15 protein-coding genes are annotated in these 15,461 nt (G+C 63.6%); 11 read left to right on the top strand and 4 right to left on the bottom strand.

The genetic code is table 11. From position 1 onward, the window contains the following. Positions 1-101: 101 nt before the first annotated feature. Together I6L38_RS19855 and I6L38_RS19860 are read left to right on the top strand one after the other, a co-directional pair. Positions 102-341, top strand: coding sequence for a phosphopantetheine-binding protein (locus I6L38_RS19855; protein WP_005306882.1), 240 nt, complete (start codon positions 102-104; stop codon positions 339-341). 66 nt (positions 342-407) lie between these two features. Beyond that, positions 408-1,607, top strand: a complete 1,200-nt coding sequence (locus I6L38_RS19860) for a histidine decarboxylase (RefSeq protein WP_367948956.1) — start codon at positions 408-410, stop codon at positions 1,605-1,607. Positions 1,608-1,657: 50 nt separating this feature from the next. Here the strand turns inward: I6L38_RS19860 and I6L38_RS19865 are convergent, their stop codons facing one another. After that, positions 1,658-2,521, bottom strand: coding sequence for a YicC/YloC family endoribonuclease (locus I6L38_RS19865; RefSeq protein WP_054543738.1), 864 nt, complete (start codon positions 2,519-2,521; stop codon positions 1,658-1,660). 146 nt (positions 2,522-2,667) lie between these two features. Here I6L38_RS19865 and rph point away from each other — a divergent pair, with 146 nt between their 5' ends. From rph to I6L38_RS19910, 9 genes are all read left to right on the top strand, one after another. Further along, positions 2,668-3,384, top strand: a complete 717-nt coding sequence (gene rph, locus I6L38_RS19870; RefSeq protein WP_026141559.1) for a ribonuclease PH — start codon at positions 2,668-2,670, stop codon at positions 3,382-3,384. Between the two features lie 75 nt (positions 3,385-3,459). Beyond that, positions 3,460-4,113 (top strand): orotate phosphoribosyltransferase, encoded by a 654-nt coding sequence (pyrE, locus tag I6L38_RS19875; protein ID WP_010635696.1) that lies wholly within the window; start codon positions 3,460-3,462, stop codon positions 4,111-4,113. Between the two features lie 176 nt (positions 4,114-4,289). Beyond that, entirely contained in the window at positions 4,290-6,722 is a 2,433-nt protein-coding gene (locus tag I6L38_RS19880) for a heavy metal translocating P-type ATPase (protein ID WP_216988874.1), read from the top strand. A gap of 10 nt (positions 6,723-6,732) precedes the next feature. Next, the gene (cueR, locus tag I6L38_RS19885; RefSeq protein ID WP_010635698.1) at positions 6,733-7,122 is read left to right on the top strand and encodes a Cu(I)-responsive transcriptional regulator; all 390 of its coding nucleotides are present in this window, start codon (positions 6,733-6,735) and stop codon (positions 7,120-7,122) included. A 126-nt stretch (positions 7,123-7,248) separates the two neighbouring features. After that, a complete protein-coding gene (locus I6L38_RS19890) occupies positions 7,249-8,403 on the top strand; it encodes a GGDEF domain-containing protein (protein ID WP_185450482.1) in 1,155 nt (384 codons plus the stop codon). Positions 8,404-8,433: 30 nt separating this feature from the next. After that, a complete protein-coding gene (locus I6L38_RS19895; protein WP_005306857.1) occupies positions 8,434-8,697 on the top strand; it encodes a YihD family protein in 264 nt (87 codons plus the stop codon). 198 nt (positions 8,698-8,895) lie between these two features. Next, a complete protein-coding gene (ccoG, locus tag I6L38_RS19900; RefSeq protein WP_005306854.1) occupies positions 8,896-10,344 on the top strand; it encodes a cytochrome c oxidase accessory protein CcoG in 1,449 nt (482 codons plus the stop codon). A gap of 74 nt (positions 10,345-10,418) precedes the next feature. Next, on the top strand, positions 10,419-11,408 hold the full coding sequence (locus I6L38_RS19905) for a serine/threonine protein kinase (RefSeq protein ID WP_216988875.1): 990 nt from the start codon (positions 10,419-10,421) through the stop codon (positions 11,406-11,408). Between the two features lie 226 nt (positions 11,409-11,634). Further along, entirely contained in the window at positions 11,635-12,243 is a 609-nt protein-coding gene (locus I6L38_RS19910) for a thiol:disulfide interchange protein DsbA/DsbL (RefSeq protein ID WP_017784248.1), read from the top strand. Positions 12,244-12,313: 70 nt separating this feature from the next. Here I6L38_RS19910 and phnE read toward each other — a convergent pair whose 3' ends face one another. From phnE to I6L38_RS19925, 3 genes are read right to left on the bottom strand one after another with little or no spacing between them, the layout of a single operon-like run. After that, the gene (phnE, locus tag I6L38_RS19915) at positions 12,314-13,861 is read right to left on the bottom strand and encodes a phosphonate ABC transporter, permease protein PhnE (RefSeq protein WP_043170536.1); all 1,548 of its coding nucleotides are present in this window, start codon (positions 13,859-13,861) and stop codon (positions 12,314-12,316) included. Next, on the bottom strand, positions 13,849-14,610 hold the full coding sequence (locus tag I6L38_RS19920; protein ID WP_043170537.1) for a phosphonate ABC transporter ATP-binding protein: 762 nt from the start codon (positions 14,608-14,610) through the stop codon (positions 13,849-13,851). Before I6L38_RS19920 ends, phnE begins: the two co-directional genes overlap by 13 nt. After that, a complete protein-coding gene (locus I6L38_RS19925) occupies positions 14,607-15,452 on the bottom strand; it encodes a putative selenate ABC transporter substrate-binding protein (protein WP_010635703.1) in 846 nt (281 codons plus the stop codon). Before I6L38_RS19925 ends, I6L38_RS19920 begins: the two co-directional genes overlap by 4 nt. Positions 15,453-15,461 lie beyond the last annotated feature (9 nt).

Here is a 15,461-nt window from a genome sequence, read left to right on the forward strand (position 1 = left end):
TCTTTTTTGGCAGCCGTCGATTCAGTTTTCAGCAACTGGGTGGGGGCGTTGATTAAACAATCACGACTAGAAATAACCATGACAGACAGTGAGGAAATAACATGAGCAGACCAACATTCATGACCCGTGAGTGGTTGAATGAACGAGTACAGAGCTTGGTGGAGGAGGGGGAGCTGGATCCGGAGGAGAGTCTGGTGCTGTATGGGCTGGACTCCCTCAGCATCATGCGCTTTACCGCAGAGCTGAAGGCACAGGGGGTCGATGTCGGCTTTGACGAGCTGGCGCGCAGGCCCACCCTGTCAGCCTGGTGGGCGCTCCTGAGCGGCTCCCAGGCGGCCTGACTGGCTGTATATAGTTAATTAATTTCACGCATTGCTCTTATCATTCAGCAAGGGCGGCGCCAGGTCATGGCGCTCGCCACGGACACCATCATGACGCTGTCAGCAGAAGATCAGCACAGGCTAGAGCAGTTTTGGCAGTTCTGCCTTACCCATCAATATTTCAATGTCGGTTATCCGGAGGCTGCCGACTTTGATTATTCCAAGCTGCACAAGTTTTTACAGTTTTCTATCAATAACTGTGGCGACTGGGGCGCTCCTGGAAATTATTTGCTCAATACCTTCGAATTTGAGCGAGAGGTCATGAACTATTTCTCATCGCTATTTTCAATCCCGCCAGAGCAGAGCTGGGGTTATGTGACCAATGGCGGCACCGAAGGCAATATGTTTGGCTGTTATCTTGCCAGAGAGTTGTTCCCTGAAGGCACCCTCTATTATTCACAAGAGACACACTATTCGGTTGCCAAAATAATCAGGTTGCTGCGGATCAAGGCCAAGGAAATTCCCACTCTGCCCACCGGAGAAATTGACTGCGATAAGTTGGCAGAGCAGATAGTGGATGATGGCGAGCGTCATCCCATCATATTTGCCAATATCGGTACCACCATGAAGGGGGCGGTCGACGACATCGGCGCCATTCAACGGCGGCTGTCGGCCATCGGCATCCCCCGTCAGGACTACTACCTGCACGCGGATGCGGCCCTGAGCGGCATGATACTGCCGTTTGTGGACGATGCGCCGGCCTTTTCATTTTCCGACGGCATCGATTCCATCAGTGTCTCGGGCCACAAGATGATGGGGTCGCCGATCCCGTGCGGCATCGTGCTGGCCAGGCGGCGTTTTGTGGATCGCATCGCCGTGGAGGTGGACTACATCTCGGCCAGCGATCAGACCATCAGCGGATCGCGCAACGGCTTCACGCCCCTGTTGATGTGGGCCGCCATCAAGGGACGGACGCTGGCCCAGTGGCGTGAGCGGACCGGGCGCTGCCTGGCCATGGCCCAGCAGCTGGTGGAGCGGCTGAATCAGCAGGGGGTGCCCGCCTGGCGGCATCCGCACTCCATTACCGTGGTCTTCCCGCGCCCCTCGGAGCGCACCTGGAAGCGCCATTGCCTGGCGACCTCGGGCGAGCACTCCCACCTCATCATCCTGCCTCATCATCACAGCCTTCATCAGCTGGATGCGGTGATCCACGACATAGTGCGGGATCTCGGCCCGGCGGCCGAGCCCACCGCCTGCGCGCACCCTGTGCTCGCCTGCTCCGCATAAAAAGAAAAAGCCATTGTCTCCAATGGCTTTTTCACGCTATCTAACCGATGTCACTCGATGTTCTGGATCTGCTCGCGCATCTGCTCGATGAGCACCTTTAGCTCCACGGCGGACTGGGTCACCTCGGCGTTGATGGACTTGGAACCGAGGGTGTTCGACTCGCGGTTGAACTCCTGCATCATGAAGTCGAGACGACGGCCACAGGCGCCACCCTTCTTCATGATTTTGTTGGTCTCGCTGATGTGCATCTCCAGCCGATCCAGCTCTTCCGCCACGTCGATCTTCTGGGCCAGCAGCACGATCTCCTGCTCGATGCGGGCCGGATCCAGCTCCACCTTGGCTTCGGCCAGCCGGTCGGTGAGCTTCTGGCGCTGCCACTCGATGATCTGCGGCAGGTGCACGCGCACCTTCTTCACTTCCACCTGAATGCCGGCCAGGCGCTGTTCGATCAGCGCCTTGAGGTTGGCCCCTTCGCTGGCGCGGGAGGCGAGGAAATCTTCCATGGTCTGGTCAAACCCGCCGAGCAGCTCGGTGGCAACCACGTCCATGTCCTGCTCGGCGGCAGCCATCACGCCCGGCCAGCGCAGCACGTCGACCGGGTTGAGCTGACCCTGGCCAGCCTCTTTCATCACCCAGTTGGCGCTGTCGATGATGAGCTTGGCCAGCTCTTCGTTGATGTGCAGCTGGCTGGCGGCAGCTTGCGCGGCTTCGAAGCGCAGGTTGCACTCCACCTTGCCGCGCTGCAGCTTGGCGCGGAAGCGCTCACGCAGAACCGGCTCCAGGCTGCGCAGTTGTTCCGGCAGGCGAATGTAGGTCTCCAGATAGCGCTGGTTGACCGAACGAATTTCCCAAACGGCTGTGCCCCAGTCGCCCTTGAGTTCCTTGCGGGCGTAGGCGGTCATGCTGTGAATCATTGATTGTTCCGGGCTTGATGAAGTGTGCGGCCAGTATACTCAGCCAGACCTGCTCCGTCAGCCGACAGCGTGGTTTTAGCGGCTGATATTTGGGCTGGGATCACTTATACTCCTGCGCCAATTCAGCCAGCCCAGAGGTCCGTCCCATGTCACGTCCCAGCGATCGCACTGCCGCGCAGCTTCGTCCGGTCACCATTACCCGCCACTTCACCAAGCATGCTGAAGGGTCCGTGCTGGTGGAATTCGGCAACACCCGCGTGCTCTGCACCGCCAGCGTCGACACCAGCGTGCCGCGCTTCCTGAAAGGGAAGAATCAGGGCTGGGTGACCGCCGAGTACGGCATGCTGCCGCGCTCCACCCACTCCCGGATGAACCGCGAAGCGGCCTCCGGCAAGCAGAGCGGCCGCACCCTGGAGATCTCTCGCCTGATCGCCCGCTCCCTGCGCGCCGCGGTAGACCTGACCGCCCTGGGCGAGCACTCCATCACAGTTGACTGCGACGTGCTGCAGGCCGACGGTGGCACCCGTACCGCCGCCATCACAGGTGCCTGTGTGGCGCTGGTGGATGCGCTGAACTGGATGGTCGAGAAGGGCATGATCAAGCAGAGCCCGCTCAAGCAGATGATCGCCGCCGTCTCCGTCGGCATGTTCGAAGGGGAAGCCATCTGTGATCTGGAGTACATCGAAGACTCCGCCGCCGAGACCGACATGAACGTGGTGATGACCGAAGATGGTCGCATCATCGAGGTGCAGGGCACCGCGGAGGCCGAACCCTTCACCCACGAAGAGCTGCTGGCCATGCTGGCGCTCGCCAAGGGCGGCATCGCCGACATCATTGCGCTGCAGAAGCAGTCACTTGCATGATTTTAAAAACGCGGCATTGTCCGCGTTTTTTTATACCCCCACACAAGACAACGACAAGCCAAGCAAGGAGCCAGAATGAAAGCCTACCAGCGTCAATTTATCGAATTCGCCCTGGAGAAACAGGTCCTCAAATTCGGTGAGTTCACCCTGAAATCCGGCCGCAAGAGCCCCTACTTCTTCAACGCCGGTCTGTTCAACAGCGGCCGCGATCTGGCCCGTCTCGGCCGCTTCTATGCCGCCGCCCTGATGGATGCCGGCATCGAGTTTGATGTGCTGTTTGGCCCGGCCTACAAGGGGATCCCCATCGCCTCCGCCACCGCGGTGCAACTGGTGGAGCAGCACGACGTGGACGTGCCCTGGTGCTTCAACCGCAAGGAGGCCAAGGATCACGGCGAGGGCGGCAATCTGGTGGGCAGCCCGCTCAAGGGGCGCATCATGCTGGTGGACGACGTCATCACCGCCGGCACCGCCATCCGCGAGTCCATGGATCTGATCCAGGCCAACGGTGCCTCCCTGGCCGGCGTGCTGATCGCGCTGGACCGTCAGGAGAAGGGCAAGGGCGAGCTCTCCGCCATTCAGGAGGTGGAGCGTGACTACGGCGCCCACATCATCGCCATCATCCAGATGAGCGACCTGATCGCTTATCTGGAAGAGAAGCAGGCCGAGCAGCCGGAGCTGGCTACGCAACTGGCTGCCATGAAGGCGTACCGCGCCCAGTACGGCATCTGAGCCGATCACACCGCGTAATAGTTGAATGCGGCGCCCGTTTGCTCTCTGGCAGCAAACGGGCGCCGTTTTTTCATCTGCAAAAAGTGAGTCAGGTGGCTTGAGCTTACCCTTACAGTAAAGGTTAGGGTTTGCTGGTCGGCGCTCGTTCTGGCCGACGGGTTCCGGGGAGGAACAAGATGACCACTCATATTCAATTACCCATCCATCTGCAGCTGCCGCTCACAGGCATGAGCTGCGCCAATTGCGCCAGCCGCATCACGACCGCCCTCAACAAGCTGGAGGGGGTCGAGGCGACCGTCAACTTCGCGCTGGAGCAGGCCGCCATCGACCTGGCCAGCACCGATCGTTTGCCGGCGGTGCTGGAGAGCATTCAGGCACAGGGCTATGACTATGGCCACGAGACGCTCTCCTTCCAGATCAGCGGCATGACCTGTGCCGGTTGTTCGGCCCGTCTGAACAAGATGCTGGCCGCGCTGCCCGGCGTCATCTCCGCCGACGTCAATTTCTCGCTCGAACAGGCCCGTATCGTGCTGGTGCCCGGGATGCAGACCCCCGCCGCCCTGCGCGAGCAGATCGAAGCCCTCGGCTTTGGTGCCCAGCTGGCGCAGGGCTCGGCCAGTGGCCGCCGCCAGCAGTTGCTGGAGCGGGAAGCGCAGGAGGCCGCCAGTGCCCGTCAGGCGCAGACCCGGGTCATTGTCTCGGCGCTGCTGACCCTGCCGCTGTTGGTGGGTATGTTCTCAATGGCCGGTCTGCTGCCCTGGCATCTGCCCGCCTGGCTGGAGCTGGTGCTCGCCACCCCGGTGCAGTTCTGGATCGGGGCCCGCTTCTATCGCGGTGCCTGGCTCGCCATCAAGAACCGCTCCGCCAACATGGACGTGCTGGTGGCGACCGGCACCAGTGCGGCCTACTTCTACAGCCTCTATCTGCTGCTGACCCTGGGGATGGCCGCGAGCGGCCAGCTCTATTTCGAGGCGAGCGCCATCATCATCACCCTGATCTCCCTCGGCAAGCTGCTGGAGGCCCGCGCCAGACGCAGCACCCAGTCCGCCATTCGCGAGCTGATGGCGCTGCGGCCGGAAACCGCCACCGTCTGGCGTGGCGAGAGCTGGCAGAGCGTCGCCATCGACGAGGTGCTGCGCGGCGATCGGCTGCGGGTGCTGGTGGGTGAGCGGGTGCCGGTGGATGGCAAGATCCTGAGCGGCGAGAGCGAGCTGGACGAGTCGATCCTCACCGGCGAGAGCCTGCCGGTGCCCCGCGGCGAGGGCGACAAGGTGCTCGGCGGTGCCATCAACCGCTCCGGCGTGCTGGAGATCGAGGCCACGACTGTGGGGGAGGACTCCAGCCTCAGCAAGATCATCGCCCTGGTGGAGAGCGCCCAGATGGGCAAGGCCCCGCTGCAGCAGCTGGTGGACAAGGTCTCCGCCGTGTTCGTGCCGGTGGTGATGGCCATCGCCCTCTTTACCCTGCTGGTGTGGTACGCCATCGGCAACGACTTCGGTCAGGCGCTGCTGGCGGCGGTGGCCGTGCTGGTGATCGCCTGCCCCTGCGCGCTGGGGCTGGCCACGCCGGCCGCCATCGTCACCGGCACCGGGGTGGCGGCGCGCCACGGCATTCTGATCAAGGATGTGGATACCCTGCAGAAGGCCCACGCCATCAAGGCGCTGATCTTCGACAAGACAGGTACGCTCACTCAGGGCCGGCCGGTGCTGGCGAGCTGGAGTGGCAACGACGAGCAGCTGCGCCTCGCCGCCGCACTGCAGCAGGCGAGTGAGCACCCGCTGGCGCTGGCCATGCGCGAGGCGGCCGGCAAAGATGCCGTGCTGCCCCAGCCGGAGGCGGTGGAGGTGCGGGTCGGGGCCGGTATAGTGGGTCAGGTAGCTGGTCACACGGTCGCTATCGGCAATGCCAATCTGTTGGCACAACTCGGCATGGAAGTGCCTGCGCAGGATCAGCAAGCCGCCGACGGCGCGACCCGGGTCTGGGTGGCCATCGACGGAGTGGTGGCCGGCATAGCGGCCCTGGCCGATACCCTGCGCCCCGAGAGTCCCGAGGCCATCGCCACCCTGCGCCAGCGCGGCATCGCCAGCTGGCTGGTAAGCGGCGATGCGCCGGCGCCGGTGGCCCATATCGCCGCCAAGCTGGGGTTGGACGGGGCCTTTGACTCAGTGCTGCCGGCCGGCAAGGTGGAAAAAGTCGAGGCGCTGCGGGCGCAAACTCGCGGGCTGGTCGCCATGGTGGGGGACGGGGTGAACGATGCCCCGGCGCTGGCTGCGGCGGATGTGGGCATCGCCATGGGCTCCGGCTCTGACGTGGCGATGGAGACCGCCGCCATCACGCTGATGCGCTCTGATCCGCGGCTGGTGGCCGATGCCATCGACATCTCGGCGGCCACCTGGCGCACCATCCAGCAGAACCTGTTCTGGGCCTTCGTGTTCAACATCATCGGCATTCCGCTGGCGGCGCTGGGTTACCTCAGCCCCGAGCTGGCGGGGGCGGCCATGGCCCTGAGCAGCATCACAGTCTTGAGCAATTCCCTGTTACTGAAACGCTGGCAACCGCGGGCGCTCGCCCATGCCAGCCACCATGTCAGCACTGAATCGAACCGTTAAGGAGTCATCCATGAACATCAGCAAGGTAGCCAAGGCGACGGGACTGACCGCCAAGACCATCCGCTACTACGAGAGCATCGGCCTCATCTCGGCGCCGGTGCGCAGTGACAATGGCTATCGCAGTTACACCGAGGGGGCGCTGCGCGAGCTGCGCTTCGTCAAGCGGGCGCGGGAGACCGGCTTCAATCTGGAGGAGTGCCAGGAGCTGCTGGCGCTCTATCGGGATGAGCACAGAACCAGCGCCCAGGTGAAGAAGCTGGCGCAGGAGAAGATCGTCGATCTGCGCGCTCGCATCGCCGGCTTGCAGGCCATGCTCAGCTCCCTCGAGGGGCTGGTCGGCTGCTGCCACGGGGACGAGAATCCCGAGTGCCCGATCCTCGACGAGCTGGAGCGCGGCTGAGCCGCCCCTGCCGGCAGGCTGGGGTCTGGCATCATCGACTGACTAACCGCTTAATAACGGACGTTTTATTGTTGGCTCCGAAGGGGTAGTGGTAGACTGTGCGGCTCTTGTACAGGGAGTACGCAGTTGACCCAGAGTGTGACACGTCAGGTAAAGCAGGCCATCATGGCCCAGCTCTATACCCACGCCTCATTCAGCCTGCCTTGCCTGGGTCTGCTGGCACTTGGCTGGAGCCTGCTGTTCCACGACTACCTGCCCGCCAGCGAGGCGCTCGGCTGGTTGGCGAGCGTGGTGCTGCTGCTGCTCTGCCGGGGTTGGCACCTGCGCTGGCGCCAGCCCAGGCTGGCACAGATCCCGCTGCCGGTGCTGGAGCGCGAACTCTTCATCGGGGTGACCATCACCTCCATCATCTGGGCGCTGGGCGTGCTGCTCTACATGGACAAGCTGCCTGATACCTACCGCGCCGCCATGATGATGCTCGCCAGCCTGATCCTCACCGGCAGTGCCATCATGCTGTTCGGCAGTCGCCGCTCCCTCTATGGCGCCGTGCTGCCGCTCGGGCTGGCCATGGTGTTCGAGCTGGGGGCGGGCAACGAGCAGGAGCGGATCGTCTCCAGCATGCTGGCCGGCTACCTGTTTGTCTTCCTGCCGACTCTGCTGCGTCGCCTGCGGCGGGATCAGGTGGCCTCCCTCTATCACCGTTTCTCCAACGCCGACCTGGTGGCCGAGCTCAAGGCGGTCTCCGAGCACCTCAAGCTCACCTCCCGGCTGGACGGGCTGACTGGCATCGCCAACCGGGCCCACCTCGACTACTGCCTCGAGCGCGCCTGGCGTCGCTGCCACCGTGCCCGGGCTCCCTTGTCGCTGGTGCTGGTGGATGTGGACTACTTCAAGCAGTTCAACGATCTCTACGGCCATCAGCTGGGGGATGAGTGCTTGCAGCAGGTGGCGGGTCTGCTGGCCGAGGTGCAGCGGCGGGAGGATGACCTCGCCGCCCGCTATGGCGGTGAAGAGTTCGCGCTGCTGCTGCCCTGCACCAGCATGCAGGGGGCCATGCAGATCGCCGAAAACGTGCGGGTGGCCCTCAAGGAGTTGAGCATTCCCCATCAGAAGTCCCTGGTTTCCGGTCGGGTCAGCTGCAGTTTCGGGGTGGCGACCCTGGTGCCGGATCAGACCCTCTCCATCAGCGAGCTGATACAAAAAGCGGATGCGGCCCTCTATCAGGCCAAGCATAATGGGCGGGATCGTATCGAAGTAGCCTTGATGGGTAAGGTTGCCTGAGTTTCACAAGACAGATTAAAGAGGTCGTCTATGCAATGTCATCGTATCGAAGAGCTGCTGGAGTTGTTGCAGCCTGCCTGGATCAAGGAACAGGATCTCAGCCTGGTACAGTTTGTTGCCAAACTGGCCGAAGAAGCGGGATTTGAAGGGCCTCTGTCCGAGCTGACCGACGACATGCTGATCTACCACCTCAAGATGCGTGAATCCGACAAGCAGGCGATGATCCCCGGTCTGGCCAAGGACCACGTGCCCGACTTCAAGGAAGCCCTGCTCAAGGCCCGCGGCATCAAGTAAAGAGTGCGCTTGCTGGAAGCTTGAGGGTTTTCAAAAGAATCTCTTAAAAAGGCGTTTCGTCAACTGGCGATACGTCTTTTTTGTTGCTTGAAATTGCGACACCACTCGAACATTAGATACATTTTACCCACACAATTAGCAGGCTGTTTAAGATATAATCCGCCCCATAACAATTAATTAATGGAGCGAAGTGTTGCAATGGCCGACCAGGACAAGATCGATATCAAGGATGTCACCGGCGATGTAACGGGGACGTTCAACCCCAATACCTTCAAAGCCAGCGACGACAGGTTCAACCCCGGCAACCGCATCTATGTCCGGGCCCAGACCGGCTACTGGCAGCGGATGCGCAAGGCCATGGGCTGGTTCTTCGTGGTGCTCTTCGTCGCCATTCCCTGGTTGCGCTATGACGGTCGACAGGCCGTGTTGTTCGATATCGGCCATCAGCAGTTCCACATCTTCGGCGCCACCATCTGGCCGCAGGATCTCACCCTGCTGGCCTGGGTCTTCATGATCGCCGCCTTTGCCCTCTTCTTCGTGACCACCTTCCTGGGGCGGGTCTGGTGCGGCTACCTCTGTCCGCAGACGGTGTGGACCTTCATGTTCATCTGGTTCGAAGAGAAGCTGGAAGGCTCCGCCAACAAGCGCCGCAAGCTGGACGCCTCGCCCTGGAACGGCGAGAAGCTGGCCCGCAAGGGGGCCAAGCACCTGGCCTGGCTCCTGCTGTCGCTGGGTACCGGCCTCACCTTCGTCGCCTACTTCCAGGATGTGTTCCAGCTGGTGCCTGACTTCTTCACCCTGCAGGCCAGCGGCTGGGTCATCTTCTGGGTGGTGCTCTTCGCCGCCTGCACCTACGGCAACGCCGGCTGGATGCGCGCCATCATGTGCATTCACATGTGCCCCTATGCCCGCTTCCAGTCCGCCATGTTCGACAAGGACACCTTCATCGTCGGCTATGACACCAAGCGCGGCGAGACCCGGGGTGCCCGTTCCCGCAAGGCCGATCCCAAGGCGCTGGGACTGGGGGATTGCATCGACTGCGATCTGTGCGTGCAGGTCTGCCCGACCGGCATCGACATCCGCGACGGCCTGCAGTACGAGTGCATCAACTGCGGCGCCTGCGTCGACGCTTGCGATCAGACCATGGAGCGGATGGGCTATCCGAAAGGGCTCATCAGCTATACCACAGAGCACAAGCTGGCCAATGACTCCACCCATGTGGCGCGGCCCAAGCTGATCGGTTACGGCCTGGTGATGGCCATCATGCTGGGGGTGTTCGTCTACAACGCCATGTCCATCATGCCGATGGGGCTCGACATCCTGCGGGATCGCAACCAGCTGTTCCGCGAGAACAGCGAGGGGCTCATCGAGAACACCTATACCCTCAAGATCCTCAACAAGACCTTGCATCCCCAGACCTATCAGCTGGATGTGGAGGGGCTGCCGGAGCACGAGTGGTTCGGTCCGCGCGAGGTGACCCTGAAGGCCGGCGAGATCTATACCCTGCCGGTGAGCGTGGCCGTCGACCCCTTCAACCTGAAGAAGCCGACTCTGGACATCCGCTTCGTGCTCAAACGCGAAGGGGCGGCGCCGGACGACAGCAAGGGGACCCTGCGCCAGCCCAGCAAGTTCATCAGCCGGTTGTGACGGCAAGGCACACCGCCATGCACGGCAACGGCGGACAGTAGTGATAGAATGGGGCGCAACGGCGCCCCTTTCTCATGGTGGATGACATGCGTTTCAACTATTCCGATCTCACTCCCGACCTCATCATGGATGCGCTGGACCTCAGCGGTCTGCGGCTCGACTCGGGCCTCATCGAGCTCAACAGCTACGAAAACCGGGTTTATCAGTTCCAGGACGAGGATCGTCGCCGCTACGTGGTGAAGTTCTATCGTCCCGGCCGCTGGAGCCGGGCCCAGATCCTCGAAGAGCACGAGTTTGCCGCTCGCCTGTGCGAGGCGGAGATCCCGGTCGCTGCTCCCATCGCCTTTGCCGGCGAGACCCTGCTGGAGCATCAGGGCTACCCGTTTGCCATCTGGCAGAGCGTGGGGGGACGCCAGTTCGAGGTGGACAACCTCGACCAGCTGGAGTGGGTGGGGCGCTACCTCGGCCGCATCCATCAGCTCGGTGCCAGCAAGCCGTTTCACCACCGGATCCGGCTCGACGTGGAGACCATGCTGCACGAGCCGCGTCAGCTGCTGGCGTCCGGCGAGTGGCTGCCGAGCGGGCTGGCCAAGCAATTCTTCGGGGTGCTCGACGAGCTGATCAAGCATGTCAGTGACGCCATGACCCTGGATGTGGCGCAGATCTCCCTGCATGGCGACTGTCATCCGGGCAACATCCTGTGGCGCGACGGACCCATGTTTGTCGATCTCGACGACTGCCGCACCGGCCCCGCCATCCAGGATCTCTGGATGATGCTGAACGGCGAGCGCAGCGAGCAGCAGATCCAGCTCGATACCCTGCTGGCGGGCTACGAGGAGTTCATGGAGTTCGACCCGCGCGAGCTGGCGCTCATCGAGCCGCTGCGGGCCATGCGCATCGTTCACTACATGGCCTGGCTGGCGCGGCGCTGGGAGGATCCCGCCTTCCCCCGTCACTTCCCCTGGTTCAACACCGAGCACTACTGGCGCCAGCAGATCGCCACCCTGCACGATCAGCTGGAGGCGCTCAAGGCGCCATCCCTGACCCTGATGCCGGGCTGGTGATGTGGCGGGTTGCCGGCCGTTCGCCATGCCTGCCGCAGACCCGCGGCAGGCTATCAAGGCGTTCGCGCTGACGCGGGCGCCGGGGAGAGAGCTTGACGACCTGGTGCGCGAGGGATGGGACTCGCCCCCCTGCTTGATCATTGACTGTGCAGTGGTGACGCAATAGGCTTGGCACTGCTTCGGTTCGCCGGGCGTGCCTCACAGTGATCCCTTAACAGGAAACGTCATGAAAAAAATTCTGTTTTTCCTTGCTGCCATGCTGATGATGCCCATGGTTCACGCCGCCCCCGAATTCAAGGAAGGCGTCAACTATGATGTGGTCAAGCAGACCGGTAGCGCCCAGCCGGAAGTACTGGAGTTCTTCTCCTACTACTGCCCCCACTGCGCCAAGTTCGAGCCGATTGCCGAGGATCTGAAGAAGAACCTGCCGGAAGGCGTGCCGATGAAGAAGAACCCGGTGGCCTTCCTGGGCCGCGAAATGGGTCCGGAGATGCAGCGTGCCTACGCCGTTGCCAGCCTGCTGAACGTTGAAGGCAAGCTGACCCCGGCCATCTTCGACAAGATCCACACCCAGCGTCAGATCCCGCAGAGCCGTGCCGACGTGAAGCAGATCTTCGTGGACAACGGCGTACCGGCCGAAGAGTTCGACGGTGCCGTCGACAGCTTCGCCGTCTCCGGCATGGTCTCCCAGTTTGACCGCAACACCGAGAGCTACAACATCCGCGGTGTGCCGGCCTTCCTGGTTAATGGCAAGTACATGGTGAAGATCGAATCCATTACTTCCCAGGATCAGTTCAACCAGCTGGTGAAATTCCTGCTGGCCAAGAAAGACTGACCTCGTCTGATCCCATGAAAAAAGCCCGCCGGTGCAAACCGGCGGGCTTTTTGTTTATCAGGAGCCTGCGTCAGATCTGGCAATCCCGCTGAGTGGGGGCCGGGCGCGGCAAGCGGGTGCGGCGGCTGATGGCCTCCGCCAGCCAGACCAGCAGCAGGATGGCCAGCAGCAGGGTGGCAGTCTGATCGTAACGGAACAGGCTCAGGGAGACATAGAGCTGCTGCCCCAGCCCGCCGGCGCCGACCACGCCGAGTATGGTGGCGGCCCTCAGGTTCATCTCGCCGCGATAGAGGCTGTAGGCCAGCCACTGGCGCGTGACCAGGGGAAACAGCCCGTACCAGAAGCTGGCAATGGACCCGGCCCCGCTCAGCTGCAGGGCGAGGCGGGGGGCAGGATCGGCGTTCTCCAGGGTCTCCACGAACAACCGCGCCAGCACTCCGGTGGTGTGCAGGGTCAGCGCCAGTATGCCCGCCACCGGCCCCAGCCCGACGGCGATCACCAGCAGGCTGGCGAAGATGAGCTCGGGCACCGAGCGCAGCAGGTTGAACAACAGCCGCAGCGGCCAGCAGTGGCGAGCGAGACAGGCCAGCGGCAGGGCCAGCAGGGCGCTGAAGAGGGTACTCAGCAGCGCCATCTGCACCGTATCGAGCAGGCTGCTGGCCACCGTCTTGAGGAAGGGCCATGACCAGTCCGGTTGCAAGAACTCCCCCAGAAAGGCGCCCAGCCCCCCGAAGGAGAAGCTCAGCATGCGCCAGTCGAGTTGATAAAGAGCGAGAGTTGCGGCCAGCCCCAGGCAGATCAGCAACAGCAGGCCGGGGGAGCGGCTGTGGCGCAGCCAGGCGCTGAGGCCATCCGCCAGGGTCACCAGCAGGATAAAGGCCAGCAGCAGGGTCACCACCTCGCCACCGGCAAACATGCGCAGGGAGAGTTCGAGCTGCTGGCCGAGCCCGCCGGCGCCGACGAAGCCCATGATGACGGAGGCGCGCAGGGCGCACTCCCAGCGGTAGACGGTGTAGGAGAGCAGCTCCTGGCGCACCGCGGGCAGCACGCCGTACCAGAGTGCCTGCAGCCGGCCGCTGCCGCCCAGCAGCAGGGCGCGGGCCGGTTGCTGGGCGCCGCTCTCCATGATCTCGTTGTAGACCTTGGCCAGCATGCCGCCGTAGCTGACCGCGATGGCCAGGATGGCGGCCAGCGGCCCAAGCCCGGACAGGCGCACGAACAGCAGTGCCCAGATGAGCTCGGGCAGGCTGCGCAGCACGATGGCGACGAGGCGCGAGAGGGCTCGCAAGGCGCTGCGCAGCGGGCTGGGCACCGGCCCCAGTTCGGCCAGCGACAGGGCGCGCGAGCCGAGCAGGGCAAACGGCACGCCGAGCAGCAGGGCGCCCGCCAGTCCCAGAGTGGCGACCGCCAGGCTCTCCAGGGTCGCGGTCAGGGTCAGGGCGAGAAAGTCCCGATCAAAACGGGGTGGCCAGCTGGTGGCGAGGAAGTTACCCATCTGCCGCCAGCTCTGGCCGTCGAACAGGCCGAGCCAGCCGTCGGCCTGCTGCCACAGGCTGTAGCCGATGAGCAGCAACAGCCAGGGCAGGGGATGGCGCCAGCGGTGAGTCAGTTCAAACACGCAGCCGCCTCGTCATCACCGGCGTAGAGCTCGGCCAGCATGGCTGGCGTGACGGCCGTCGCCGGACAGTCGAACTGCACTCGCCCCTCGCGCAGGCCGATGATGCGGGGGAAGCGGCCGAGCGCCAGCTCGACCGCATGCAGGTTGGCGATGAGTGTGCTGCCCCGGGCTCTAGCCTGGGCCAGCAGGGCATCCAGGCTGCTCTGGGCGAGCACGGGATCGAGGGCGGAGACGGGCTCGTCCGCCAGGATCAGATCAGGCTGCTGATAGAGCACCCGGGCGATGCCGACCCGTTGCAACTGGCCACCGGAGAGCTCGCCGCAGCGCTGTTGCCACTTGTCGGCAAGGCCGAGGCGGGCCAGTTCGGCCCGCGCGCCTTGCGGGTCGCAGGGGCGCAGCAGGGAGAGCAAGGAGCGGCCGAGGGACCACTGGCCGAGCCGGCCGGCCAGCACGGCGGTCACCACCTGCTGGGAGGCGGGCAGCGGCGGTTGCTGCCAGACCATGCCGATCCGGCTGCGCAGCCGCTGGCGATCCCGGGTGGAGAGGGACCAGGGATCCTGCTCCCAGAGGGCGAGCCTGCCTTCGCCACGCAGCTCGGTGCCGATCAGCCGCAGCAGGCTGGTCTTGCCCGCGCCGCTTGGCCCTATGATAGCCACGCATTCGCCTGCCGCTATCTGCAGGTTGAACGGCTGCAGGATGCGGCTCTGGCCGAGCCGCAATCCTTCCCCGTCCAGCGCGACGGCGATCACTTCAGCAGGCCGGCCTGGGTGGCGGCGGCTTCGATGCCCAGGTAGTTCTCGGGCTTGGTCTCGATGAAGCGGCTGGCGCGTTGCAGCTTGAGGATCTCGGCCTGGGCCGGGACGGCAGGGTCTAGGCTCAGGAAGGCCTGCTTGATCTTCTCTTGCAGGGCCGGATCCAGGCCGCCGCGCACGGTCCAGTTGTAGTCAAAGTAGGTCGGGGTGGTCCAGATCACCTTGACCTTGGCGGTGTCGACCTTGCCCTCTTCCACCAGTTTCTCCCACACGGAGGCGTTGAGCGCACCGGCCGGCACCTTGCCGGAGGCGACCCAGGCGACGGTGGCGTCGTGGGCGCCGGAGAAGGCGACGTGGGCGAAGTCACGCTCCGGGTTGATGCCCTGCTCGGCCAGGAAGTGGCGTGGCATCAGGTGACCGGAGGTGGAGGAGGGGGAGCCGAACGCAAAGTCCTTGCCCTTGGTGTCGGCCAGGGTCTTGATGCCGCTGTCGGCATTGGCGATGAACTTGGAGGTGAACTGGGCATCCTCCTGGCGCTGAACCAGGGGCACCACCTTGTCGGCACGACGATGGGCCTGCACATAGGTGAAGCCACCGAGCCAGGCCATGTCCAGCTTGCCGGCGGCCAGCGCCTCGACCACGGCGGCGTAGTCGTTGACCGGCACGAACACCACCTCGCGGCCGGTCTTCTCGGCCAGGTAGTCACCCAGCGGGGCAAACTTGCGTTGCAGCTCGGTGGGGGCCTCGTCCGGGATGGCGGAGACCCGCAGCGGTTCGGTGGCGATGGCGCTCAGGCTGGTGAACAGGGTGGTGAGGGCGAATATCCATTTGCGGGTCATGGTGCATTC

It is taken from the genome of Aeromonas sp. FDAARGOS 1408, assembly GCF_019048665.1.
In the GTDB taxonomy this organism is placed as follows: domain Bacteria; phylum Pseudomonadota; class Gammaproteobacteria; order Enterobacterales; family Aeromonadaceae; genus Aeromonas; species Aeromonas dhakensis.

Coding starts and splice junctions, on each gene's coding strand:
- I6L38_RS19905 (WP_216988875.1), top strand. CDS start 10,419: ATGGTGGATGACATGCGTTTCAACTATTCCGATCTCACTCCCGACCTC.
- ccoG (WP_005306854.1), top strand. CDS start 8,896: ATGGCCGACCAGGACAAGATCGATATCAAGGATGTCACCGGCGATGTA.
- cueR (WP_010635698.1), top strand. CDS start 6,733: ATGAACATCAGCAAGGTAGCCAAGGCGACGGGACTGACCGCCAAGACC.
- pyrE (WP_010635696.1), top strand. CDS start 3,460: ATGAAAGCCTACCAGCGTCAATTTATCGAATTCGCCCTGGAGAAACAG.
- I6L38_RS19855 (WP_005306882.1), top strand. CDS start 102: ATGAGCAGACCAACATTCATGACCCGTGAGTGGTTGAATGAACGAGTA.
- rph (WP_026141559.1), top strand. CDS start 2,668: ATGTCACGTCCCAGCGATCGCACTGCCGCGCAGCTTCGTCCGGTCACC.
- I6L38_RS19860 (WP_367948956.1), top strand. CDS start 408: ATGGCGCTCGCCACGGACACCATCATGACGCTGTCAGCAGAAGATCAG.
- I6L38_RS19895 (WP_005306857.1), top strand. CDS start 8,434: ATGCAATGTCATCGTATCGAAGAGCTGCTGGAGTTGTTGCAGCCTGCC.
- I6L38_RS19910 (WP_017784248.1), top strand. CDS start 11,635: ATGAAAAAAATTCTGTTTTTCCTTGCTGCCATGCTGATGATGCCCATG.
- I6L38_RS19865 (WP_054543738.1), bottom strand. CDS start 2,521: ATGATTCACAGCATGACCGCCTACGCCCGCAAGGAACTCAAGGGCGAC.
- I6L38_RS19925 (WP_010635703.1), bottom strand. CDS start 15,452: ATGACCCGCAAATGGATATTCGCCCTCACCACCCTGTTCACCAGCCTG.
- I6L38_RS19880 (WP_216988874.1), top strand. CDS start 4,290: ATGACCACTCATATTCAATTACCCATCCATCTGCAGCTGCCGCTCACA.